23 protein-coding genes are annotated in these 24362 nt (G+C 60.4%); 15 read left to right on the forward strand and 8 right to left on the reverse strand.

Going from position 1 to position 24362, the window contains the following annotated elements; genetic code table 11:
- Positions 1-98: 98 nt before the first annotated feature.
- From imuA to ACYQ1A_RS05790, 8 genes are all read left to right on the forward strand, one after another.
- On the forward strand, positions 99-791 hold the full coding sequence (imuA, locus tag ACYQ1A_RS05755) for a translesion DNA synthesis-associated protein ImuA (protein ID WP_499360932.1): 693 nt from the start codon (positions 99-101) through the stop codon (positions 789-791).
- On the forward strand, positions 727-2187 hold the full coding sequence (locus tag ACYQ1A_RS05760) for a Y-family DNA polymerase (protein ID WP_499360934.1): 1461 nt from the start codon (positions 727-729) through the stop codon (positions 2185-2187). Before imuA ends, ACYQ1A_RS05760 begins: the two co-directional genes overlap by 65 nt.
- Positions 2184-5291: an error-prone DNA polymerase gene (locus tag ACYQ1A_RS05765; protein WP_499360936.1), complete on the forward strand. Its 3108-nt coding sequence runs from the start codon at positions 2184-2186 to the stop codon at positions 5289-5291. Before ACYQ1A_RS05760 ends, ACYQ1A_RS05765 begins: the two co-directional genes overlap by 4 nt.
- Positions 5292-5426: 135 nt before the next feature.
- On the forward strand, positions 5427-6062 hold the full coding sequence (gene upp, locus ACYQ1A_RS05770; RefSeq protein ID WP_499360937.1) for a uracil phosphoribosyltransferase: 636 nt from the start codon (positions 5427-5429) through the stop codon (positions 6060-6062).
- A gap of 105 nt (positions 6063-6167) precedes the next feature.
- Positions 6168-7415: a uracil-xanthine permease family protein gene (locus ACYQ1A_RS05775; protein ID WP_499360939.1), complete on the forward strand. Its 1248-nt coding sequence runs from the start codon at positions 6168-6170 to the stop codon at positions 7413-7415.
- 129 nt (positions 7416-7544) lie between these two features.
- Positions 7545-8234 (forward strand): flagellar basal body L-ring protein FlgH, encoded by a 690-nt coding sequence (locus tag ACYQ1A_RS05780; protein WP_062224665.1) that lies wholly within the window; start codon positions 7545-7547, stop codon positions 8232-8234.
- Positions 8235-8259: 25 nt separating this feature from the next.
- On the forward strand, positions 8260-8769 hold the full coding sequence (locus ACYQ1A_RS05785) for a cell division protein FtsI (protein ID WP_499360940.1): 510 nt from the start codon (positions 8260-8262) through the stop codon (positions 8767-8769).
- Positions 8770-8825: 56 nt separating this feature from the next.
- On the forward strand, positions 8826-8978 hold the full coding sequence (locus ACYQ1A_RS05790) for a hypothetical protein (protein ID WP_499360941.1): 153 nt from the start codon (positions 8826-8828) through the stop codon (positions 8976-8978).
- 43 nt (positions 8979-9021) lie between these two features.
- Here ACYQ1A_RS05790 and ACYQ1A_RS05795 read toward each other — a convergent pair whose 3' ends face one another.
- Positions 9022-9615: a GNAT family N-acetyltransferase gene (locus ACYQ1A_RS05795; protein WP_499360943.1), complete on the reverse strand. Its 594-nt coding sequence runs from the start codon at positions 9613-9615 to the stop codon at positions 9022-9024.
- A 173-nt stretch (positions 9616-9788) separates the two neighbouring features.
- Between ACYQ1A_RS05795 and ACYQ1A_RS05800 the strand changes: the two genes are divergently transcribed.
- A complete protein-coding gene (locus tag ACYQ1A_RS05800; RefSeq protein ID WP_499360944.1) occupies positions 9789-10154 on the forward strand; it encodes a hypothetical protein in 366 nt (121 codons plus the stop codon).
- 106 nt (positions 10155-10260) lie between these two features.
- Complete coding sequence (locus ACYQ1A_RS05805) at positions 10261-10851, forward strand: DUF4142 domain-containing protein (protein ID WP_499360946.1); 591 nt, start codon at positions 10261-10263, stop codon at positions 10849-10851.
- Positions 10852-10919: 68 nt separating this feature from the next.
- Here ACYQ1A_RS05805 and ACYQ1A_RS05810 read toward each other — a convergent pair whose 3' ends face one another.
- The 5 genes from ACYQ1A_RS05810 to ACYQ1A_RS05830 form a co-directional block, all read right to left on the reverse strand.
- Positions 10920-11315 carry a hypothetical protein gene (locus ACYQ1A_RS05810; RefSeq protein ID WP_499360947.1) on the reverse strand — a complete coding sequence of 132 codons (396 nt, stop codon included), beginning with the start codon at positions 11313-11315 and terminating at the stop codon, positions 10920-10922.
- A complete protein-coding gene (locus tag ACYQ1A_RS05815; protein ID WP_499360948.1) occupies positions 11308-11619 on the reverse strand; it encodes a hypothetical protein in 312 nt (103 codons plus the stop codon). Before ACYQ1A_RS05815 ends, ACYQ1A_RS05810 begins: the two co-directional genes overlap by 8 nt.
- Positions 11620-11813: 194 nt before the next feature.
- Positions 11814-12476: an energy-coupling factor ABC transporter permease gene (locus tag ACYQ1A_RS05820; protein ID WP_499360949.1), complete on the reverse strand. Its 663-nt coding sequence runs from the start codon at positions 12474-12476 to the stop codon at positions 11814-11816.
- On the reverse strand, positions 12473-13123 hold the full coding sequence (locus ACYQ1A_RS05825; RefSeq protein WP_062221429.1) for an alpha/beta hydrolase: 651 nt from the start codon (positions 13121-13123) through the stop codon (positions 12473-12475). The genes ACYQ1A_RS05820 and ACYQ1A_RS05825 overlap by 4 nt, the downstream gene beginning before the upstream one ends.
- A 48-nt stretch (positions 13124-13171) precedes the next feature.
- Positions 13172-14188, reverse strand: a complete 1017-nt coding sequence (locus tag ACYQ1A_RS05830; protein WP_499360952.1) for a LacI family DNA-binding transcriptional regulator — start codon at positions 14186-14188, stop codon at positions 13172-13174.
- A gap of 236 nt (positions 14189-14424) precedes the next feature.
- On the opposite strand from ACYQ1A_RS05830, the gene ACYQ1A_RS05835 reads away from it, so the two are divergent.
- The 5 genes from ACYQ1A_RS05835 (at position 14425) to ACYQ1A_RS05855 (ending at position 20340) form a co-directional block, all read left to right on the forward strand.
- Positions 14425-15672 carry an extracellular solute-binding protein gene (locus ACYQ1A_RS05835; protein WP_499360954.1) on the forward strand — a complete coding sequence of 416 codons (1248 nt, stop codon included), beginning with the start codon at positions 14425-14427 and terminating at the stop codon, positions 15670-15672.
- 229 nt (positions 15673-15901) lie between these two features.
- Positions 15902-16873 carry a carbohydrate ABC transporter permease gene (locus tag ACYQ1A_RS05840; protein WP_499360955.1) on the forward strand — a complete coding sequence of 324 codons (972 nt, stop codon included), beginning with the start codon at positions 15902-15904 and terminating at the stop codon, positions 16871-16873.
- Between the two features lie 2 nt (positions 16874-16875).
- Entirely contained in the window at positions 16876-17712 is an 837-nt protein-coding gene (locus ACYQ1A_RS05845; protein ID WP_499360957.1) for a carbohydrate ABC transporter permease, read from the forward strand.
- Between the two features lie 200 nt (positions 17713-17912).
- A complete protein-coding gene (locus tag ACYQ1A_RS05850) occupies positions 17913-19244 on the forward strand; it encodes a GH1 family beta-glucosidase (protein ID WP_499360958.1) in 1332 nt (443 codons plus the stop codon).
- Positions 19237-20340 carry an ABC transporter ATP-binding protein gene (locus ACYQ1A_RS05855; protein WP_499360960.1) on the forward strand — a complete coding sequence of 368 codons (1104 nt, stop codon included), beginning with the start codon at positions 19237-19239 and terminating at the stop codon, positions 20338-20340. The genes ACYQ1A_RS05850 and ACYQ1A_RS05855 overlap by 8 nt, the downstream gene beginning before the upstream one ends.
- A 301-nt stretch (positions 20341-20641) precedes the next feature.
- On the opposite strand, the gene ACYQ1A_RS05860 is transcribed toward ACYQ1A_RS05855, so the two are convergent.
- Both ACYQ1A_RS05860 and ACYQ1A_RS05865 read right to left on the reverse strand, forming a co-directional pair.
- Positions 20642-22096 (reverse strand): hypothetical protein, encoded by a 1455-nt coding sequence (locus tag ACYQ1A_RS05860; RefSeq protein WP_499360961.1) that lies wholly within the window; start codon positions 22094-22096, stop codon positions 20642-20644.
- A 398-nt stretch (positions 22097-22494) separates the two neighbouring features.
- Positions 22495-24285 carry a bifunctional metallophosphatase/5'-nucleotidase gene (locus tag ACYQ1A_RS05865; protein ID WP_499360963.1) on the reverse strand — a complete coding sequence of 597 codons (1791 nt, stop codon included), beginning with the start codon at positions 24283-24285 and terminating at the stop codon, positions 22495-22497.
- Positions 24286-24362: the final 77 nt, after the last annotated feature.

Raw genomic sequence — 24362 nt, forward strand, 5'->3', positions numbered from 1 at the left:
CAGAATATTCCTAAGCCACACGTTTATCGTGCGGCTTTGCCATGTAGAACATTCGTTCTATATGATGGCGCTTGTTCAGAATTTTCCGCAGGCATCCCATGGCAGCCCCCGAACTGGCCGATGTGTTGCGCCATCCGGCCATCTGGCGCGGCGATGGGCGCATGCAACATCGCTTTGATGTGATCAAGACTGGCTACGCGACGCTGGATCAGGCTTTGCCCGATGGCGGCTGGCAGCCCGCCAGCATGGCTGAAGTCCTGGTAGCCAAAGGCGCCGCCAGTGGCGAACTCAGCCTGTTGTGGCCAGCCTTGCAAGACATCGCGCGCCAACGCGAGCTGGTACTGGTGGCGCCGCCGTGTGTGCCGTACGCACCCGCCTGGCAACAAGCCGGTATTGATCTGGCGCGGCTGGTCTGGGTCCGTCCGGCCAGTGCGGGCGACACGCTGTGGGCGATGGAGCAGGCGCTGCGCGAACCGGCCTGTGGCGCGGTGCTGGGCTGGGTGGCGGGGGTGCTGGATGACCGCTCTTGCCGCCGCTTGCAACTGGCGGCCAAGGCGGGCGGTGGTCTGGGTTTTTTGTTGCGATCGCCGCAGCGCGATACCAGCTCGCCCTTGCCGTTGCGCATCGAAGTCGAAGCCGCGCAGCAAGGTTGGTGCGTGCATGTGCGCAAACGCCGTGGCCTGCCGCTGACGGAGCCTTTGTTTATTAATCGTGCCGAGGTACACCATGCTCTGGCTGGCCATCGCCATCCCGACGCTGCCACTGCTCGTCTGTCCGCGCCGCGTCGCTGAGGCAGACAGCGGGCCGGCGCGGCCACGGCTGGTGGTCGAATCGCATGGCAAAGGCCAGCGCGCGATGCTGGTCGACGCACTGGCGGCCTCGCTCGGGCTGAAGGCGGGCATGAAATTGTCGGCGGCGCTGGCTCTGGTCAACGAGCTGGATGTGCAAGCGCGCCAGCCCGCCGCCGAGGCACAACGGCTGACGCTGCTGGCCAGCTGGGCGCTGCAATTTACCCCAACGGTGGTGATCGACGGCGAGCACGGCTTGCTGCTGGAAATCGGCGGTTGCCTGCGTTATTTCGGTGGCTTGACCACGCTGCAGCACAAAGTCGCCGAGGGTCTCGCCGCGCAAGGCATTCCGGCGTATATCGCGTGTGCGCCGACGCCGCTGGCGGCCAGTTGGCGCGCCGCCTGTGGGCTAAAAAAGCCGGTGGCGGATCCGTCGCAACTGGCGTTTGCGCTGGCCGGGCTGCCGCTGGACATTTTGCCGGTTCCCGCCGCTACGCTGGATGGACTGGCCCAACTGGGGCTCAAGAATCTGGGCCAGGTCTACGGCCTGCCGCGCAAAGGCCTGGCCAAGCGCTTTGGCCCGCAGCTACCGCAATTGCTGGATAGAGCGATGGGCATTCTTGCCGATCCGCGCGAGAGCTTTGTTGCGCCGGATCGTTTTGAACACAGCATTGATCTGGATTACCCGGTAGAAACCGTGCCGGTGTTTATCCACGTGGCGAAATGGTTATTCGATGAGCTGGAGCTGTTCTTGAGCGGACGTGGCCTGGGCGTGCAGCAAGTCACGTTTCGGCTGCGCCACGAAGATATTCCGCCCACTGAATTACAAGTGCGCTTTGGCCGCCCCGGCCGCCGGGCTGCCGAATTCATGCTGGTCTTGCAAGAGAAGGTCGAGCGTTACGAGCTGGCCGCGGCCGCGCCCGGGATCACGCTGATCGCCGAGCAATTGCATGCTTTGCATGGCATGCCTTTGGGTTTGTTCGGCCATGAAGCGGGCGACGCCAATTTTCAGTTATTGCTGGCGCGCCTACGCGCGCGCATGGGTGATGACGCGGTACAAGGCGTGCGTTGCGTGGCCGATCATCGCCCCGAACGGGCCTGGAGCAGGTGCGAACCGGGCGCGGGCAGCAAGCCCGGCGCGCCGCCCGACCGCCCGACCGGCCCGCGTCCGGGCTGGTTATTGCCGCAGCCGCACGCGTTGAGCTGGCGCAATGAACAACTCTGGCATGGCGAAGCCTTGCAATGTGAAGCCCGGCCCGAGCGCATCGAAACCGGCTGGTGGGATGGTGAAAGCGTGGCGCGCGATTATTACGTGGCGCGCGGGGTATCGGGCCGGCATTACTGGGTGTTCCAGGATCGCGCCTCCCAGACGTGGTGGCTACATGGATTATTCGCATGATGGATGCCACCGGCTTACAACTTGAGGCGCCTGACTACGCCGAACTGCATTGCCTGAGCAGTTTTTCTTTTCAGCGTGGCGCATCGCATGCCGAAGAACTGGTGCGACGCGCGCAGGAGTTGGGCTATCACGCGCTGGCGGTGACTGATGAATGTTCGCTGGCGGGCATTGTGCGGGCGCACGTGGCGGCCAAGGCGGCGCATTTTAAATTGATCGTGGGGGCGGAGTTTGCCCTGGTCGATGGCCTGCGCTTGCTGTTGCTGGCGCCAGAACGTAATGCCTATGGCGATTTGTGCGAGCTGATCAGTCGCGGCCGGCGCAATGCCGAGAAAGGTGAGTACCGCCTGACGCGTGATGACGTGGCCGAATTTGCCAGCCATTTACTGGCGATCTGGTTGCCGCCGCCGCAACCCGAATTGCACGATGCCGACTGGCTGCGCGCGCAATTTGCTGATCGGGCCTGGCTGGCGGTGGAGTTGCTGCATGGCGCGGGCGATGCCCAGCGCCTGGCGCAATTGCAATGGCTGGCGCAAGTCAGCGGCTTGCCCGCGCTGGCAGCGGGCGACGTACATATGCACGCGCGCTCCCGGCGGGCATTACAAGATGTGATGACCAGCATCCGCCTGAACAAACCGGTGGCCGAGTGTGGGCTGGAGTTGCATGGCAATGGTGAGCGCCATTTACGCAGCCGTCCGCGCCTCGCCAGCCTGTATCCGCCTGAAATGCTGGCCGAAACCGTGCGCGTGGCGGAGCGCTGCACGCTGGATCTGGACACGCTGCGCTATGAATATCCGGCCGAACTGGTGCCTGAGGGTAAAACGCCGGGGGAGTGGCTGCGCGAACTGGTCAACCGCGGCCTCAAGACTTATTACCGCGACGGCATTCCCCTCAAGGTGCGCGAGCAGGTTGAGCACGAACTCACCCTGATTATCGATCTGGCGTACGAGCCGTATTTTCTGACGGTATGGGATGTGGTGACGTTTGCGCGCAGCCAGAACATTCTGTGTCAGGGGCGGGGGTCGGCCGCCAATTCGGCTGTGTGTTTTGCTTTGGGGATTACCTCGGTGGATCCGGCGCGCTCCGAATTGTTGTTTGAGCGGTTTATCTCGCGCGAACGCGGAGAGCCGCCGGATATTGACGTTGATTTCGAGCATGACCGGCGCGAAATCGTTATCCAGTATCTCTATCAAAAATACACGCGCGACCGCGCCGCGCTGGCCGCCACCGTGATTACCTATCGGCCCAAGTCGGCGGTGCGTGATGTCGGCCGTGCTTTGGGTCTGGCCGAGGATCAACTGGACCGGCTCTCGCGCACCTTGTCTTGGTGGGACAAGCGCGCCGAATTGCCACTGCGCCTGGTCGAAGCCGGGCTGGACCCGGATGGCCGCACCGTTAAATTGCTGCTGTCGCTGGTCGAGCAATTGCTGGGCTTTCCCCGCCATCTGTCACAGCATGTCGGCGGCTTTGTAATCTCGCGCGGGCCGCTGTGCCGACTGGTGCCGATCGAAAACGCCGCCATGGTCGACCGCACCATTATCCAGTGGGACAAAGACGATCTGGATGCGATGAAACTGCTCAAGGTTGATGTGCTGGCGTTGGGCATGCTGTCGGCCATCCGCCGCACCTTTGATCTGGTGCATGGCTGGCGCGGCAAGATGTGGACGCTGGCCAGCCTGCCCAAAGAAGATCCGCGCGTGTACGACATGATCTGCCAGGCCGATACCATCGGCGTGTTCCAGATTGAATCGCGCGCGCAGATGTCGATGCTGCCGCGCATGAAGCCGCGCACTTTTTATGATCTGGTGATCGAGGTGGCTATCGTGCGGCCGGGGCCCATCCAGGGCGGCATGGTGCACCCCTATCTAAAGCGGCGGCAGGGCCAGGAACCGCTGGAAGAACACACGCCGGCGGTCGACCAGGTTTTGCGCCGCACCTTGGGGATTCCGATTTTCCAGGAACAGGTCATGAAGCTGGCCGAGGTCGCCGCCGGGTTCAGCCCCGGGGAGGCCGATGATCTGCGTCGCGCCATGGCCGCGTGGAAGCGCTCGGGCAAGCTGGCCCTGTACAAACAGAAGCTGTTCGACGGCATGCTGGAGCGCGGTTATACCGAGGAATTTGCCAATCGCATCTATAAGCAGATCGAAGGCTTCTCGGAATACGGCTTTCCTGAGTCGCACGCCGCCAGCTTTGCCTCGCTGGTGTACGTGTCGGCCTGGCTCAAGTGTTTTGAACCGGCCGCGTTTTTGTGCGGCATGCTCAACTCGCTGCCTATGGGCTTTTACAGCGCCTCGCAACTGATCCAGGACGCACGCCGCCATGGCATTGAAGTGCGGCCAGCCGATGTGCAACACAGTCACTGGGACAGCACGCTCGAAATTGCGCGCGATGGCACGGTGGAGCAGCCTGCGGTGCGGCTGGGATTGCGCCAGCTGGATGGCGTCAGCGCCTTACCGGTGCACGAACTGGTGAACGCGCGGCCGCGAAATGGCTTTGAATCGGTGGCGCATCTGCAGCGCCTGGTGCGGCTGGACCAACGCATGTTGCGCGCGTTGACCGAAGGCGGCGCGATGGAATCGCTGGCGGGCACGCGGCGACAAGTGTGGTGGCATGTCAGCGGGCTGGATGCCACCCAGGATCTGGGCTATCAGGAAGGCGAAGCGCACACGCCGGCGCTACCCGCATCGACCCTGGGCGAGGAAGTGGTGGCCGATTATCAAAGCCAGCATCTGTCTTTACGCGCGCATCCGCTGGCCTTGTTGCGGCAGCGCTTACGCAAAGACCGCTTGATGTCGGCGGCCGAAATCAACGCGCTGGAAAACGGCCGCCCGGCGCGCCCGGCGGGCATAGTCACCGTGCGGCAACGGCCCGGTACCGCCAAAGGCGTGGTGTTTGTGACGCTGGAAGATGAAACCGGCAACGTCAACGTCATCATCTGGCCCAAGCTGGGCGAATTACAGCGCAAGGTGATGCTGACGGCCCGGCTGCTGGCGGTGTATGGCGTGGTGCAATATGCCGAAGGGGTCCGGCATGTGGTGGCGCATCGGCTGGAAGACCGCAGTGATTTGCTGGGCGAGCTCAGTACCCGCAGCCGCGATTTTCACTAAGCCGGGCGCGCGCGGCGTAAGTACACGCAAATATCCGCGGTGCTATACCACCTCTCGATTACAGCAATGTGCGAGTTGATCCGAAAGCCTTACAATACGCGGCAATCCCCCCAGACATTATCCGGAGCCGCCTTCATGCAACTTACCGTCGTTGACCATCCGCTGGTCCAGCACAAACTGGCGCTGTTGCGCGAAGAAGACGTCAGCACCAACAAATTCCGCCTGCTGACGGAAGAACTCGCCCGCCTGCTGGCGTATGAGGCCACGCGCGATCTGCAGCTGGAACATCGCACCATTCAGGGCTGGTGTGGCGAAGTCAAAGTACAAAAAATCAAAGGCAAAAAGCTGACCGTGGTGCCGATACTGCGCGCCGGTCTGGGCATGCTCAATGGCGTGCTTGATCTGGTGCCGTCGGCCAAGATCAGCGTTGTGGGCCTGGCGCGCAATGAAGAGACGCTGCAACCCGAGCCCTATTTCGAGAAATTTGTTGGCAGCCTGGATGACCGCCTCGCCTTGATCATCGACCCGATGTTGGCCACCGGGGGTTCGATGGTGGCCACCATCGACATGCTCAAACGCAACGGCTGCAAGCAGATCAAGGCCATCGTTATGGTCGCCGCGCCCGAAGGCGTCAAGCTGGTGAATGCGGCGCACCCCGATGTGCAGATCTACACCGCAGCGCTCGATAGCCACCTGAATGAACAGGGTTACATCATTCCGGGGCTGGGCGATGCCGGTGACAAGATTTTCGGGACGGTCGCCAAGCGCTGACCCTGATGATTTTCACCACGCCGGGCACCGTCCCGGCGTTGTTTTATCTGCTGAACTGCCTTCATCCCTAAACCCCTGAACCTATCAACAATAAAAGGCGACGTGATGTTCTCTGGCCTCAAACAATTTATTTCGGGCGCGCAGATTCTGTTTGTCGCGTTCGGCGCACTGGTGCTGGTGCCGCTGCTCACCGGGCTCAACCCAGCCATGGCGCTACTGGGCGCGGGCGTGGGTACGCTGATGTTCCAGTTGTGTACTGACCGCAAAGTGCCGCTGTTCCTCGGTTCCTCTTTTGCTTTTATCGGGCCCATCATTTTCTCGATGCATACCTGGGGCCAGGCCGCCACGCAGTTCGGCCTGTTCTGTGCCGGTGTCATGTACTTTGTGGTGGCCGGGCTGATCCGCATGAAAGGCATGGGCATCATCAACCGCCTGTTGCCGCCGGTGGTGATCGGGCCGGTGATCATGGTGATTGGCTTGTCGGTTGCGGTGACCGCTTCGGGCATGGCCATGGGGCAGGGCGGCGGCAAACAACTGGTGGCCTACTGGCCGTCGTTGATGCTGGCCACGGTGTCGCTGGCCACCACCATCATCGTCTCGGTGTTTGCCGGTGGTTTGCTGCGGCTGGTGCCTATCCTGTCCGGCGTTATCGTCGGCTATATCGTGGCGTCGTTCATGGGCATGGTCGACTTTGCCCGCATCGCCGCTGCACCGTGGTTTGCGCTGCCGACGCTGGTTTCGCCGGTGGTGAACTGGAATGCCGCGCTGTTCATGTTGCCGGTGGCAATTGCGCCCGCCATCGAACACGTCGGCGCAGTGATGGCCATCGGCAAGGTAACCGGCAAAGACTATACCCAGCGCCCCGGCCTGCACCGCACGCTCACCGGCGACGGCCTGGGTGTGTGTTTTGCCGGTCTGATTGGCGGGCCACCCATTACCACCTATGCCGAAGTGACCGGCGCGCTGATGATTACGCGCAACTTCAACCCGGTGACCATGACCTGGGCGGCCTGCCTGGCGGTGATGCTGGCCTTTTTCGGCAAGTTCAATGCCATCCTGCAATCCATTCCGATGCCGGTGATGGGCGGTGTGATGGTGTTGTTGTTTGGCACCATTGCCAGTCTGGGGGTCAAGACCATGATCGACGGCAAGGTTGATCTGATGGCGCCGCGCAATCTGGTAATTGCTTCGGTGATTCTGACCTGCGGCATAGGCGGTTTTACCGTCAAGCTGGGCGACCACGAACTGGCTGGCGTCGGCCTGGTCAGCATTGTGGCCATCGTGCTCAATCTGCTGCTGCCGCGTGAACGGCGCGAGGTGACGGACGAAGCAGCCGAAACCCCGCCGTTGTAAGCCTTGGCATGGCGTGGCCGCTGCCCGGGCGGCCACGCAAGTTCCACACTTCTTGCACATTTCTTCCTTATTGCTTCCTCACAATCGGCACCGCTATCGCTGGGTCGATGCATTCTTTGTGAGGTCGTCATGTCGTTGTTCCGAGTTTATTGCCCGCTGTTGACGGCCCTGACCGCATTGACGCTGGGCGGCTGTGCCAACCCGCAACAGTCGATGATTACCGTGCCGACGCATGCGCGCGCGCCCGTGCAACAACCGGCGTATGAGAACCAGGGCTCGATCTTCCAGACCGCCACGGCGCAGATGCTGTTTGAAGAGTCTGTGGCGTCACACGTGGGCGATACCCTGACCATCACCATTGCCGAGACCCTGACCGGCAGCAACAAATCCAATACCTCCGCCAGCAAAAGCGGCACGGTCGGCTTTAAGGGTCCGGGCTCCACCGGCAATATGGGCGGCCTGATCAAGACCCTGTTCGACCTGAACGTCACCTCCACCGGCAACGACAGCTTTACCGGCAAAGGCAGCACCGACAACGCCAACAGCATGACCGGCACGCTCACCGTGACCGTGATCGATGTGCTGGCCAATGGCAATCTTGAAGTCGCCGGGGACAAGCGCATTTCGCTCAATGGCGACGTCAATACGCTGCGCTTTTCCGGCATTGTCAAAAAGCGCGATATCCAGACCGGTAACACCATCCCGTCCAACAAGGTGGCCGACGTGCGCCTGGAACAACTGGGCCACGGCGTCGTGGCCGATGCCAATACGGTGGGCTGGTTGCAACAAACCTTTATGAGCGTGCTCGGCTTTGACTGACCGGCTTATGCGCGCGGCGCGCTGCTTGCCCGCACTGGCTTTGCTGCTGGCGCTGAACGGCTGTGTGGTGGTGCCGGTCGACGGCATTATCTCGGCCACGGCCGACGGCATTGCCACCATTACTGCGGCCGCTGCCAATGCCAATCAGAACTCGAACAGCTTTCAGTATGTGCGGCCGTATCTGTCGCTGAAGGAAGTGTGTATCGAGTGGAATGAAAAAGTGACGGTGCCCGATTTTGTGCCGTCGCTGCAGGTGGGCCTTAAGCATTACGGTATCGAAAGCCGCGTGTATTCGCCCGGCACCGAGCCGCCCGGCTGCGCCACCTTGTATTACAGCGCGTCGCGTAAATGGGAAAAGAAATGGGGCCAGGACGAAGACGTGTCCTATCTGGGCGAAGCCGCTTTGTCTTTGCGTCGCAATGGCCAGTTATTGGGTAGCGCCAGTTATGAGGCTTCCAATTACGGTTTTGATAAATGGAAAAACACCGGCGCCAAGCTCGGCCCGGTGATCGATTCGATGCTGGCCGGCAACTGACCGCGCCCGCCGAAACCCGCGTATCCACCGCCGATCCACTACTCAGGAGTATCACCATGGCTGTCAGCCCACTGTCTTCTACCACTGTTGCCGCGCCGACCAAGCCGGTGAACACCGCGCGTGTCAACAGCCCGGCTCCGGCGCCCGCGCCTGCACCGGCAGCAAGCACCACCACGACCCCGCCGGGTCGCGTCGATACCCACGCTTGAACGGTTCAGGGCGCGGGTGACCAGCGGGCTGCGGGCTGCTGATTTATTTGCGCTCCGCCCGTAGCAAGCCAAACTGCACCAGGTCTTGATACTGGCCATTCCAGTAACCGGCCTGGCGCAGCAATCCCTCGCGCACAAAGCCCAGCTTTTCTACCAGCCGGATCGACGCCGCATTGGCGGGATGGATCTGCGCTTCCACCCGATTGAGTTCCATGCGTGCCCAGCCCCAGCCCAGGGCGGCCCGCAGCGCTTCGGCCATATAGCCGTTGCCCCATGCGTCGCGCGCCAGTTCGTAGCCCGTCACGGCGCTATGCCAACTGCGATTCCAGCGACCCAGCCCGCACGTCCCCAGTAACAACCCATCACTGCGCCGCTCGATTGCCCAGCGCACGCCTGGCACCGGCTCGCACCAACGCGCGTTAAAAGTATCGATCAGCGTAATCGCTTCTTCCGGCTGCCGTAGCGCATCCGAGCCAAACCAGCGCATGACTTGCGGATCGCTATGGATGGCATACAGACGCGGGGCGTCGGCGTGGGTGAGGGGACGCAGCAGCAGGCGGCTGGCGTGCACCAGCGGAAACGGGTCGGTCATCAGGCTGAATGTGGGCGATGCAGTGGCGGCCAGTATGCCATGCACCTCAGCCGGAGCCGGGCTTGTCTCACGGGGGATTCGTGCTTTGTCTGACTTTGGTGACATCGGCAAACGCGCATGATACGTGCACCAGATTGCCGCAACGGCGCACGACGCCGGGCCAGCGCGTTGCACGCTGTACCGCCCGCTGAGCAATGCGGCCCATGCAGGAGGGCACCATGAACCCGATTACCCCCAGCCGCGCGCCTGATGGATTGCCGCGCGTGATCGCCATGCCACCGAGTGTGCCCGGCGAGCCGCCGGATCATTTGCCTGGCCCACCGCCGACGCCGCAGCCGATCCAGCCCGACGAACCGTTTCCGCACAACCCGGAGCAAGACCCGCCGTTTTCGGATCCGCCGGGCCCGATCAAAGAGCCGCCGCGCAGCCCGGACGAACCCGGTACCAACACACCATATTTTGATCAGCGCGACCGCGGCGCGGTCTCGCTCAATCCATCCACGCCCGGCGCTTTGCTGGCCGGGCTGGTCGGCCAACGTATGCCGCGTCACTGGCGCATCGGCGGCTGGATTATCAGTCATTGAGCTTTCAGCAACAGTGGGCGGCAGGCCCGCATGGCTGCCGCCAGACGCACAGCACGCCATAGTGGCTGGGCGATAAAAACCAATAACGCTACAACGGAGAAATGTCATGTCCTCGCTTCAAACCCGTCGTGTTTTGCCGGCCTTACTCGCCGGTTTGCTTCTGGCCGCGGGCAGCAGTTTTGCTGCGGATACCCAATCATCGACCGGCAATACCGCGGCTAAACCGGCTGCGGATGTGCAACCGTCCCGACTGTCGGCGGACGATGCAGATTTCGTCGACAAAGCAGGCCATGCCGGTGCGGCGGAAATCCAGTCCAGCCGACTGGCGCTCAAGCATTCCAAAGCCAAAGACATCAAGGCCTTTGCCAACATGATGATCGAGGACCACACCAAAGCCGCACAGAACCTTGAAACCGTGGCAGCGCTGAAGGCCAAGCCGGTGCCGCATGATCCGGATTCGGCGCAACAAGCCGAGATCGCCAAGCTGGAACAACTGCACGACAAGGCGTTTGACCAGGCTTATGTGCAGTTTCAGGTCAAGGCACATGAAGAAGCCGTGGCGCTGTTCCAGAAAGAAGCCAGCGGGGGCAGCGATGCCGACGTAAAAGGCTTCGCGGCAAAAACCGAACCGACGCTGCAAGGCCATCTGGACCACGCCAAGAAACTGGCGACCAAGTACAAGGTTAGTGGCAGCTAAGCAAGCGCGGTTTGCTCGGCAGAAGGCCCGCACTGCTTGCGGGCTTTTTGTTGGGTATCACAGTGCAGTCAGCGGATGGTGGCGATGCTTGCAGTGACTTGCCTGGCATGCGTCAGCGTCTGGTCCATGTCGTCCCGGCTAAACGCGCGGACCAGTTCGTAATCCGCGTGGACCCGCAGTGGTCGCAAAATCCGTTGGCAGCGGTAAGCCAGAGCACGCACTCGCTCGGGATGTGCGCAGTGGTGGGCGCGGCAGGCTTCCATCGCCTTGTATTCGCGGGCGTGCGAGCCACCTGAGACCTCAGCGAAATACGGCAACTTCAGGCGATGTACCGCATCGCGGCAGGCATGGTACGCGCCGTAATAGGCCCGGTTAGCCACAGTGCGGCGTACGGTTTCGTCATCAGCGCCGTGTGCTGCCAAGAGCTGTTCAGCGCATTGCAGCAATGCGTTGCTATCAGTCATCGCGCCTCCGACGGGTGATGTCGGCGGCGATGTGCTCGGCCGGAAAATCGGGAATCAGGGTGTACATCTCGATAGCGAATTCGATACCGAGCATCGCCGCGTCGTCGTGGCTCACGTCCACAGGCAAAGTCATATAAATCTCGCCCGTACACTGGATACCGTATTCGGGCGCGTAGGGGCAGGGCACACCATGCCTGGCCGCCACTTGCAGGGCAATGGCGAGCATGCGGTCGAGCCATTCCGGATCAACATTGCGAGCGCGTAACTCGGCAGCCACTTCGGCCCCGTAGGATGGGCTCTTCATCGTTTCATCCTTGTTGGCACCGCGCGGGTGCAGCGCACACACGCCCGCGTCCGCGGATTTTTTGACCACCCTCTGCGCATTCAAACACGTCATTTTCAGCCGCCATGAGTTAACCAGAGCCGCCATGCTACGCCGCGAAAAACATCGTTGCTAAGGACTATCTGAACCTACTTTTACCGTGCGGATTTGCGATTTTACTTATTGCGCAGGTATAGCTGGTCATCAAACGTCACCACCCATTGCGGGGCATAAATGACCAGCATGGTCATCACCATGCCGGTGGTAAATGCCTCGGGAAAACCAAACAGCAGGTAGTAGGGCAATTGTTCTTCCAGCAAAAAATCCGGGGCGTACACACCGGTGGCCCACAGCAGCGCGCAGGTGCTGATGCCCACCAGCCACATCGATAACGCGCCCGCGGCAAAGCTGTTCAGAAAGATATAAACAAAGTAGTTATGCGGCAGACGCTTTTGCGCCAGTTTGAGCAGCTGCCAGGTCAGCGTGGTGGGGATGCCAGCGGTTAACAGCCACGACAAACCGATGCCGCTCCAGTCACCATGGCCATCCAGAATATCGGCCACCAGCGCCACCGCGACGCCGATGCGCGCACGGTCGGGGCCCGCGATCAGGGTGAGGCCAGCCGCTCCCAGCAAATGAAAAGTCAGCCCGGGCTGGATATTGGCCTTCATCTGCCACAGCACCAGCATCAGCACCGTGCCGCCAAACCAGCAGGTCAGCTCGGATTGCGGCACGGTCAACCACGCCGTTTTATAGATAGAGCGTGCCAGCAGCAGCCCGGCAATCACGCAGGCGCCGATGCACAACCACGCGGGGAACAAGCCGGCGGGCAAATTCATGCCTGCATCCGGCTACGCCATTCGCGATCGACCAGATCGGCCAGTTGGGTAAGCCGACCATGGAAGAAATGGCCAACGCCGGGCACCACCAGCACCGGTAGTTGCTGCGGCCGGGCCCAGTCGAACACTGATTGCAGTGGCACCACTTCGTCCTGCTCGCCGTGGATCACCAATGTATCGCCCGGCACCGGGGGGAATTGATGGCGGATGGTGGCGGGGCCGATCAAAATCATGCCTTCGACTTCTGCATCGCTCAGGCGTTGGCGTAGTTGTGACTGCACAAAGGTGCCAAACGAAAAGCCGGACAGCACCACGCGCGTGACGCCAGGAAAATCCACCCGCGCTTGCGCCAATACGGCCGCCATATCATCGGGTTCATACACGCCGCGACTGTGTTCGCCTTCGGACCGGCCCACACCGCGCAAATTGGGGCAGTACGCCACATAGCCCAATCGCGATAAGGTCTTGGCCAGCGTGTGCACAATCTTGTTGGTGTTGGTGCCGCCTTCAAGCGGGTTGGGGTGCGCCACCAGCGCAATGCCGCGCGTTTCGGGCAGCGCTGATTCCAGCCGCAATACTTCCAGCTGGCCAGCCGGGCCAGCGACGGTGAGCGCTTCAAATACAGGGGCTTTGCGGGGCAGATTCATGGTGTAGAGGGCGGCAGACAGACAGGCGCCATTCTAAACCAGGCGGGCTCAAACACGCCGCACCGATTCACGCACGACCAGCTCGAACTGCGGATACTGCACGGTTTGCGCCTGGTTGCTCAGCATATTCAACAGCGTTTCGGTGGCGGTCTTGCCCATGTCAAAGGTGGGTTGGCGGATGGTGGTGAGCGGCGGCAGCATGTAATTGGATACCGCCAGATCATCAAAGCCGATCATCGATACTTCTTCCGGCACGCGGATGCCGCGCCGATACAGCGCCAGCCGTGCGCCAAGGGCGCTCTGGTCATTGGCAACAAACAAAGCGCTGAAGGGCGCGCGTGATTCCAGCAATTGCGTCATCGCCATCACGCCACCGGCTTCGGTAAAGTCACCCACCGCCACCAGGCGCGGATCGGCTTCCAGGCCCGCATCGGCCAGCGCGCGGCGATAGCCTTGCAAACGCGCTTCCGAATCGGGCTGGGCCAGCCGGCCCGCAATATGCGCAATACGTTTGTGGCCCTGGCTGATCAGATACTGCGTGGCCTGGTAGGCGGCGGCCTCGTTATCGACGGCCAGGCCGATGGCCCGCGGCGATTCCATGCGGCGGCCGGTAAAAACCACCGGAATCTGGCGCGCAATCTGTTCGATCTGCTTATCGGTACTGGTCGCCATAAAAATAATGATGCCGTCGACGCGGCGGGCGATCAGCAAATCAACATGATCCTGTTCTTCGCGCTCTTGCCAATGGCCGCTCACGATCAGCAAAGCGTAGCCGGTGCCGGAAATGGCATGCTCCACGCCTTTGAGTTCTTCGCCAAAAAACGGCGAGCTGATGTCCTGCGTGACGATGCCTATGGTCTTGGTACTGCCGGTTTTGAGGCTTTGCGCCAACACATTGGGTTTGAAATTCAGTTTTTCGATGGCGCGGGTAATGGCTTCCTGTTTGGCCGTGGAAACCGCCGTTACCCCAGTCAGATAGCGCGATACCGTGCTGGCCGACACGCCGGCCTCACGCGCCACATCTTGCACGGTTACGTTGTAGTTATCGGGTTGCTCAAGCGTCATATTGCGTTGTTTACCGTTGTTTCTGCAGGGTTTGGTGCACCGCAACAGTGCACCTGAAAGCGCCATGTAAAATGTAGTGAAAAAATTGCACCTACATGGAACAACTTATTGCCGCTGTATGCGTCCAGGACTAAAACTGAAAACGATTTCAACGATAACGGCAAAAAAGCCGTTTTTCTACTGCAACTACGAAATCGATTTCATATTACTACAACCTCATGTCGTTGGAGAGAGTCATGAATAAAGTTGTACGACTGGCAGTAGCGTCCGCGCTCTGCGCTGCTGCATTGCCATCCTGGGCTGCTGTAACCCTGACCGTTGCCAGCTTTCCGGATCTGGATCGCGACGTAAAAACGGCCATTCCGCTGTACAAAAAGCTGCATCCTGATGTCGAAATCAAACTGGTTAGCCGCGAACGTGTGGATCACGTTAACGCGCTCACCACGCAACTGGCTTCCAGCTCTGGCCTGCCTGATGTGATGGGTCTTGAAATCGGTTTTGTGGGTCGGTTTATCGCTTCGGGCGGTCTGGAAGACCTGTCCAAGGCGCCGTATAACGCAGGTCAGCTGCAAAGCCAGATCACCGGTTATTCCTGGGCGCAAGCCAAGGGCACCAATGGTGACGTCTATGCGCTGCCGGTCGATATCGGCCCGGGCACCATGTTTTATCGCAAAGACTTGCTGGATAAGGCGGGCGTGACCGAAGCCGATCTGACCAAGTCGTGGGAAACCTATATCGCCGCCGGCAAAAAGATCAAAGCCGCTACCGGTGCTTATCTGGTGGCCAGCCCGGTGGATCTGAAAGATATCTATATCCGTTCCAACCTCAAGAACGGTGAAGGCATCTATTTCGACAAGAGCGGCAAGCCCATCATTGCTGGCAACCCGCGCTTTGAAAACGCCTTCAAGTACGCCAAAGAAGCGCAGGACGCAGGCATCGCCGGCAATATCAAGCAGTGGAGCAACGAATGGGCGGCTGGCTTCCAGCATGACCAGATCGCCACGCAAGCCATGGGCGCATGGCTCAACGGCCATCTGGCGCACTGGCTGGCGCCGGATCAAGGCGGCAAATGGCGTTCGTGCAACCTGCCCGCCGGCGCTTTTGCCTCGTGGGGCGGTTCTTTCTACGCGATTCCGGCCAAGTCCACGCACAAGGCTGAGGCTTATGAGTTCGTGAAATTCCTGGCCGCCAACCGCGAGCAACAAATTGCTGCGTTCAAGACGCTGGATGCCTTCCCGTCGCTGAAAGCCGCGCAGGATGACCCGAGCATGTCCGAACCGCTGCCGTACCTGGGTGGCCAGAAAGCGCGCGAAATGTGGCGTGATGCCGCCAAGCATGTGCCGGAAATCCCGATCAACAAGAACGACGGCGTAGCTGAAGACATCATCAACGACCAGCTGGATCAGGTGGTGCACCAGGGCAAAGACATCAAAGCCGCCCTGGCTGATGCGCAGGCTGACGTTGAACGCCGCGCCCGTCGTTAAGCCGGGCAGGGCGTTAGTCTGAGCCCATGTTGGTTAAAGCATTGCGGGCGTTTTGCCTGATGCAGGTAGCGGGCGGCAAGACCGCGGATCGTTACAAAGAAGATGAGCTGCCACTCGTCATCGGCGTAAAGATGCTGCGGACACCGTCGCCCACTGCCAGATCATGAGCCCGACTCGAGGGCCGGCGTGTTCCCCGGCCGATTTTTTACGGAACACCGGAGTTTTTTGCATGGAATCCGTGTTGTCCCCTGCCGCAAGCAATACTGCCCCGCGGCGACGCAAACGTTTTCAGTCGTGGAAATGGGCGCCGTATATTTTTATCAGCCCGTTTCTGATCATCTTTGCCGTATTCGGCGCGTTTCCTTTGATTTTTTCGGCCACGCTGTCTTTTGCCCAGTGGGACCCCGCCGCCGGCTTTGGCGCAATCAAATGGATCCAGCTCGACAATTACAAGTTTGTGCTGACCGACCGCTGGTTCTGGAAGAGCCTCGGTAACACGGTTTATATCGCGCTGGCCTCGGGCCTGCCGCAGCATCTGGTGGCGATTCCGTTTGCCGCCTTCCTTAGCACCTTGCTGCGTGGACGTAACCTGGTGCTGGGCGCGTACTTTCTGCCGTTTATTACTTCGAGCGTGGCGATTTCGCTGATTTTCAGCTCGTTGTTCTCCAAGGATTTCGGCGCCATCAACGCCATCCTGATGAGCCTGCACGACCATCTGCCGCTGATAGGCCAATTGCTGCCCGACCACAAAGTGGACTGGCTGCAGAACACTGAAATGGTCAAGCCGACGGTCAGCTTTGTGGTGTTCTGGCGCTATGTGGGCTGGAATACCGTGCTGTACCTGGCCGCCATGCAGACCATCCCGGAAGACCTGTACGAAGCGGCCACGCTGGATGGCGCCAGCATTACGCGCCAGTTCTGGCATATCACGCTGCCCATGATCCGCCCGATGATGTTCTTTGCCGTATCGCTGACGCTGATCAACAACCTGCAGTTGTTTGAAGAGCCGTTCATTCTGCTAGGCGACAACGGCGGCACCGGCCAGGCGGCCATGACCACGGCCATGTATATGTACCGCACCGCGTTCTATTTCAGCGACTTTGGTACGGCATGTGCGATTTCGTGGGTGATGTTCGTGATTATCGCGGTGCTGTCGTACGGCAATAACCGTTTGTTCAAACTGGCTGGCGGGGAGGATTGAGCATGGCCGTCACCAAGAAAAACACCACCGGCAAAAGCATCGCCTGGGTGATCGTGTTTCTGGGCGCGGTGCTGATGCTGGCGCCGTTCTACTTCACCTTTGTGCTGGCCACGCAACCGCGTGAGGCGATTTATCACATCCCGCCACCGATGTGGTTTGGCGAGGCACTGGCGCACAACATCACCGCCATCAACGCGCTGATCCCGTTCTGGCATAACCTGGGCATGAGCTTTTACGTGGCCGCGATGACCACGGTACTGGCGCTGTTCTTTTGCTCGATGGCGGGCTATGCCTTTGCGATGTATGAATTTCGCTTCAAGAAATTCTTCTTCGCCATCGTGCTGGGCAGCATGCTGTTGCCGCCGTTCCTCGGCTTGATCCCGACCTTTATGTTGATGAACGCCTTGGGTTGGCTGGATCAACCGCGGGCCTTGTATCTACCCGCTGCAGCTGGGGCGTTTGGCATCTTTTTGATGCGCCAGTACATCGGCTCGGCCGTGCCCAAAGAACTGATGGAAGCGGCGCGCATCGATGGATGCGGGGAATTCCGTATCTACTGGAATGTGGTGCTGCCGCTGATCGGGCCTGCTTTGGGCACGCTGGGTCTGGTTACCTTTATTACCAGCTGGAACAGCTTTCTGCAGCCGTTGGTGATTATGCATACCCCCGAGAACTTTACCTTGCCGGTGGCGCTGCGCAGCGTGCAGAGCACCACCAATACAGACTGGGGCGCGGTGATGGCGGGGTCGGCGATTGCGGTACTGCCGCTGCTGATTCTGTTTGTACTGTTCTCGCGCCGTCTGATTGCCGGCCTGACCGCAGGGGCCGTCAAAGGCTAAGTCACTTTATTCCTTGAACCCAACAACGTAAGCCGCAGCCGGCTGTGTCTATACACAGCCGGGCAGGGCGGGCTACGTCCGCGATTTGACCAATCGCAGCGAATTTTTAACACGAGTCTGGCTGACCGGTTCACGTTGGCAGGCGTACCGGCGCGGTCTTTCAAACCACCGTCGCTCTACATTTGAAACTGGAGTTACTCATGTCTTCCCTCGTTTTTCCGCGTGATTTTGTCTGGGGCGTTGCCACCAGCTCTTTCCAGATTGAAGGCGCTACCACCGAAGGCGGCCGCGGCGCGTCGATCTGGGATACGTTTTGCGCTACCCCGGGCAAAATCATCGACGGCACGGACGGCACCGTGGTGTGCGACCACTACCATCGCTACAAAGAAGACGTGGCGATCATGGCCGACCTGGGCCTGGACGCCTATCGCTTCTCGATTGCCTGGCCGCGCGTGCAGCCCGCTGGCTCCGGCGCCTGGAATGAAGAAGGCTTCAAGTTTTACGAAAACCTGCTGGACGAGCTGGACGCCAAAGGCCTGAAGGCCCACGTCACGCTGTACCACTGGGATCTGCCGCAAGCGCTGCAGGATGTGGGCGGCTGGGGCAACCGTGAAACCGCTTACCGCTTTGCCGAATACGCCGCCGAAGTGGGCCGCCGCTTTGGCAACCGCGTGGCCAGCATTGCTACCCACAACGAACCGTGGTGCACCGCCTATCTGGGCAATTTTCATGGTCGCTTTGCCCCCGGCTTTACCGATATCGCGCTGGCCAACCAGGTGTCGCACCATCTGCTGCTCTCCCATGGTCTGGGTATCAAAGCGCTGCGCGAGCTCGGCATCTCGGCTCAACTGGGTATCGTACTGAACCAGTCCGACGCCGATCCGGCCACCGACAGCGCGGCGGACAAGCGCCAGGCGCAGCTGGAATATGAAAACTTTACCGGCTGGTTTATGGACCCGATCTTTAAGGGCCACTACCCGCCGCTGGCGCTGGAAGTGTATGGCGACGCCGCGCCCAAAGTTGAGCCGGGCGACTTTGACATCATCGGCCAGAAAATCGACTTCCTCGGCGTTAACTACTACTTCCGCGCCTGGTGCAGCACGCAAAACCCGCCGATCGAGCCGCCGCGCGCGCTGGGCATTACCGATATGGGCTGGGAAATCTATCCGAAGGGCCTGACTGATCTGCTGGTGCGCATCAACCGCGAATACCCGAACCTGCCCCCGATCCTGATCACCGAAAACGGCATGGCCAACCCGGATCGCGTGGAAGACGGCGCGGTGCATGACCCGCAACGCAGCCAGTTTCTGCAACAACACTTGTCCGCGCTGAAAGACGCGATGGACCAGGGCGTGGATGTGCGCGGCTACTTTGAATGGAGCCTGCTGGATAACTTTGAATGGGATTCCGGCTTGTCCAAACGTTTTGGCATCGTGCACGTCGATTACGACACGCAAAAACGTACGCTGAAAGACAGCGCGCACTGGTATCGCGAATTTGTCAGCCAACAAAAGCGGGGCAACCATGGCTAGTCTGTCGCTACGCAATATCAAAAAGGCGTATGGCAATAACGCGCCGGTAATCGAAGGGCTGAACCTGGAAGTGGGCAAGGGCGAGTTCGTGGTGTTTGTCGGGCCGTCCGGCTGCGGCAAATCCACGCTGCTGCGCATGATTGCCGGCCTGGAAGACATCACCGGCGGTGACTTGCTGATCGAAGGCGAACGCGCCAACGAACTGCATCCGTCCGAGCGCGGCATTGCCATGGTGTTCCAGAGCTATGCGCTGTACCCGCATATGACCGTGGGCGAGAACATGGGCTTTGCGCTGCGTCTGTCCGGCATGGACAAGCGCGCCATTCAGGATGCCGTGGGGCGCGCGGCCGAAGTGCTGCGGATTACGCATTTGCTGGACCGCAAACCGGCCGCCTTGTCGGGTGGGCAACGCCAGCGTGTGGCCATTGGTCGCGCCATCGTGCGTCAGCCCAAGGTGTTTTTGTTTGACGAACCACTGTCGAACCTGGATGCCTCGCTGCGCGTGCAAATGCGCATCGAACTGGCGCGGCTGCATCGCGAACTGGGCACCACCATGGTGTATGTGACGCACGATCAGGTCGAAGCCATGACCTTGGGCGACCGCATCGCCGTGTTCAATTCGGGCAAGCTCGAGCAAGTCGGGCCGCCGATCCAGCTATACCGCGAGCCCAGCAGCACCTTTGTGGCCGGTTTCCTTGGTTCGCCCAAGATGAACTTCCTCGACGTGGAAACTGCGGGCGCGGTGGCGGGCAATCTGCAACTGAAGTTAAACGGCAACCAGTCGCTCGACTTCGGCCGTACGCCCGTCGGCACGCTGCCCGCGCAACTGACGCTCGGCATTCGCCCGGAACATGTGCGCGTAGTGCCTGCTGCAGCTGGCTTGCAAGCGCGCGTAGACATGGTGGAAAACCTCGGCGATACCCAGCTGGTGCACACCGCGCTGGCTGGCAGCGAGGCTTCGTTCTCGATCCGCATGGCCCCCGACGCGGTCAGCCCGCGCGTGGGTGATGTGGTGGGCATCCATATCGATAGTGCCAACGCACTGCTGTTCGACCGCAGCGGTCGGGCGCTGGAACTGGCACGCGCTGTGGATTGAACTAAGCTGAAATTCTCCTGGTTTGCTGGTTGCGGCAGCGATCTGCAAGCACGTTCGGCCCCACGGTTACGCCGTGGGGCTTTTTTTATGTAGCTGTTGGGCGACTGCAGCACGGTCATCTTGCAGTCCGGCGCTACTCGCAATGCTCATGGGCATTAAGCCCACTCCGCTTGCTGCGTTGCGGCGGCCAGCAACCTGACCGTGCTGCAGCCGCCCCGATGCGTTGCCAGGGTGGGTGAGGTTGCGTGGGCAAAAAAAACGGCGCCTGTTGTCAGGGCGCCGTTGGGCCGGGTGTGGCTGCTCAGACCGTGACGTAGGTGAATACGCTGCGTGGCGCGACGGTGAAGGTGATGACGTTTCCGCTGCGGTGCGAGGCCGCCGGGAAGCTCGTTGTGGTCATCTGATAAGCCGTCTGGTTGGCGAGTGAATTGTCCGTGCATGAGTCGAGATGCGCGGTTTCGTTAAACGTGAGCGTCGAGGTTGCTGCTGCCCAGGTGAAATAGAACGTCACCGGGATGGAATCACGGTTGACGCCCATGATGGCGGTCTTGCCTGCACCATCGGTGGTGGAGCAATGGCGCATCTGGTATCCGCCGCCGTAGCTATAGGGCGAGGCTGTGTTTTGATTGTTTTTGGGGTTTTGCGAGGCGTAGGTCGTGGTGACATCCGCCAACAGGCCCTTGCGCAAGGCCTTCAGGGCTTCGTAAGTGGCCGAGGTGTATATCGTGTTGTTAGTCGCGTCAGGGTGGAACACGGTCCATGGCGCCACTTCGATGGCCTGGTAGCATGATCCGGCAAACATCGGCGAGGTCATGGTCATGATGGTGTAGTCCGCAGTAGAGGTTGCCGCCAGGCCGCCGCTGTCGTCGACCGCATTGCAGCTACCGCCTTGCGTAATGCAGGTGTCGTACCGGGCATGCTCCGTCACCACAACGGGTAGCGTGCCCCATGCCGAATACTGGTTCTTGGTCGCAAACGTCGCGACGTCCTGGATATAGAAGCCGTAGTCGTAATAGACATGGATCGCGATGCCATCCGGGACCGTAGTCATGTTGGGCGCCACGCTGCTGATCCAGGTGGGGTTGGTACTGTAGCTGGTCTGGCCATGGATCAGGATCTTGCGGCCCACGTATTTGGCGCGAATCGCCTTGATGACCGTATCGCAACAGCTTGCATATTGGGCACCGGTCCAGAGCGGTGTCGTGGTACCAGGAATCGTGGGCAAGTCCAGCTCATTGCCAAGTTCGTAATACGAAATCAGGTTGCTGTAGTGCGCTTCCAGATAATCGACCAACTGCATGATGTCGGCGGCAGCGGCGGCATCCTGATCTGCCTGCGTTGCGCCTGGCCACTTCTGATTAACCACCCACCCTGTCTGTGCCTGGTTCTGGTAAGCAGGTTGCATCAGATTCAGCGTGTAGACGACTTTGCCGCCTGCTGCGCTAACAAAGCTGAAAAACTCGTCGATGCCCATATTGACGGCTGATACAGCATGGGAAGACGTTGGCGCGAATTGGTAATACTGGAGCGCGCGGCTGCTGCTGGCCAGCGCCTGGCGCCAGTTGAAATAGTTGGATGGCGTGCCGCCGGGATAGCGATATAAGGCGCCGGGAAAATCGGCGCCCAGCTTGATCGCCATCTGATCGCGCTGAGCCGCGCTGAAGGCGCCGCTGCCTTCAAAACTGGCCCAACACACGTTAAAGCCGAACAGTTCTGGCGTGGCGTTCGTGCGTAGAGGCGTATTCGCGGTCAGCATCGCGGATGGCCACGCTGTAGGGGTTGTGCCTTCGTCGATCACGGTGCCCGTCAATGGGGCGGTGCAGCTTGAGGTCGCAATGGCAAGTTCAGGAAAAGCAAGTGTAAATCCCAATGCTGGGACGGTTTTTAATAAATCACGACGACCGATCATGGTGGCAAGTCCTTTAGTTTATCCCGGAGCGCAGGGGCAACGCCCCCACGCGTTCAGTATTGGATAAACTATTAAAAACTTTGTACCGGCTGTCATTTTTTTTCAATTAAATGTCAGCAAAAACTTGATCTCGAAGATATCTGCTTACGCAAATACTTACTGAAATTTCTGGCTCGACATGGCGGTGAGGTGGATTTAAGTGGAGGCTCAGAGACAAGACGAGGCGCGGCTGGAGGGCGTGCGCGTTATTCCACCCGCACAATCCGCCCTTGCGGTTGCGCCCAACCAGCGGGTTTACCAGCATCGGCGGCGGCCTTCAGATAATCCGCCAACGCGTCGCTATCTAGCACGCCGGGGGCGAGGCGGTTGGTGCCTTCTTTGAGTACCACAAAGCCATCGCCACCTTCGGCGAGGAAGTTATTGACCGCGATGCGATAAGCGCCGTCGGGCCGCACCGGTTTGCCGTCAAATTTCATATCCAGCACACGATGGCCGACCGGTGCGCTGGCTTTCCAGCGGTAGCTGAAGCCGTTGGAGACTTGCAGAACAAACTGCGCGTTGGTGTGGCGCAGCCATTGTTGTTCCAGCAGGGTCTTCAGTTGCGCGCCGCTTAGCGTCATCACTTGCAAGGTGTTGTTGAACGGCTGGCTGGCGGTGACATCGCCCCAGCTCACTGCGTTGTCGATGGCGGGGATGTGGTCGGGCAGCGGGGCGCGCAGGCCGCCGCGGTTGGTGATGGCGATTTGCGCGCCATAGATGCGGGTGGCGGCCAGTTGGGCATCGGCGACCACATCGCCCAGCGTGGATTCACCCGAGCCTTTGTCGTTGCCGCCCGGGGTTTCCAGCGTCAGTTGCGGTACGGCCAGTTGTGCCACCGGTTGTTTGATCACCGGCTCGGTAATTTCACGCGCGCGGTCGAGGATTTTTTGCATGGCCGGGTCAGGTGCCAGGGTCGTGGCATCGACCACCAGGTTGGTGGCTTTAACGCCGACCACGCTGGCGCTGGCTTTATCGACTGACAGCGTCAAGCGCGTGGCCAGATGGCCATAGGCGTCGGCCTGGGTGACCAGCGTGTTATTCACGCGGCAGTTGTAGCCCTGGTGCGTGTGGCCACTCAGCACGGCGACCACGGCGGGGTCGAGGCGGCGGGTGATGCCGACAATATCGCCGCGCAAGGTGCTGCAATCTGCCACGGCAAAGCTGTCGGGCGTGTCGCCGCCCTGGTGGATCAGCGCAACCACGCTATTGACGCCCTGGCCTTTAAGGCGGGTGACGATGCGGTTGATTGAGTCGGCTTCGTCTTCAAAGCGCAAGCCGACCACGCCGGAGGGCACCACCACGCGCGGGGTGTCTTCCAGCACGGCGGCCACAAAGCCGATTTTTACGCCGTGAAATTCGCGGATTTCATAGGCGGGCAGCAGCGGCTTGTCAGTGCGGTCTTCAATAACGTTGGCAGCCAGCCAGGTGTATTTGGCGCCGGGGTACTTACGTGCAAATTTGCAGGCCTTTTGCGGACGATTGGAGCCGCAGCCGCCGCGCTGCATGCGTTGTAATTCATCCTTGCCCTGATCGAATTCGTGATTACCCACGCTGCTGAACGCCATGCCCATGCCGTTCATGGCATCGACCGTGGGCTCATCGCGCCACAGGGCTGACAACAGCGGGCTGGCGCCGATCAGATCGCCCACGCCGACAAACACAAAGTCAGCGTTGCGGGCGCGTTCTTGCGCCACCAGCGTGCCCAGCGCCGGAATGCCGCCCGCCATGATGGTGCGGGTCTGGCCGGGATGATCGGGGTCAGGAATCTTGAAAGGGGTGGGTTCCAGATGCCCATGCAGATCATTGATGGCCAGTACTTCGACCTCAAACGGCGGCGTGCTGGATTTGGGTTTGCTGTCACCAAACGGGTTGAGCGAACTCATCGACGGCAACGACACGCTCGGCATCGATGGCATATGCATCGAGCTGCAGCCAGACATCAGGGCTAACAGCGCCGACGTGGTGGCGTAGTAAGCAAAGCGGCGTTGCAATTGCATAAAGCGAATGATCCGGAAAGGGGCGGGCCTAAGTTAGCTGTCAGCAGTGTACTTGTGCAAGATTTCTGCGGTACTTC

The sequence above is a fragment of the Silvimonas sp. JCM 19000 genome (genome assembly GCF_054652575.1).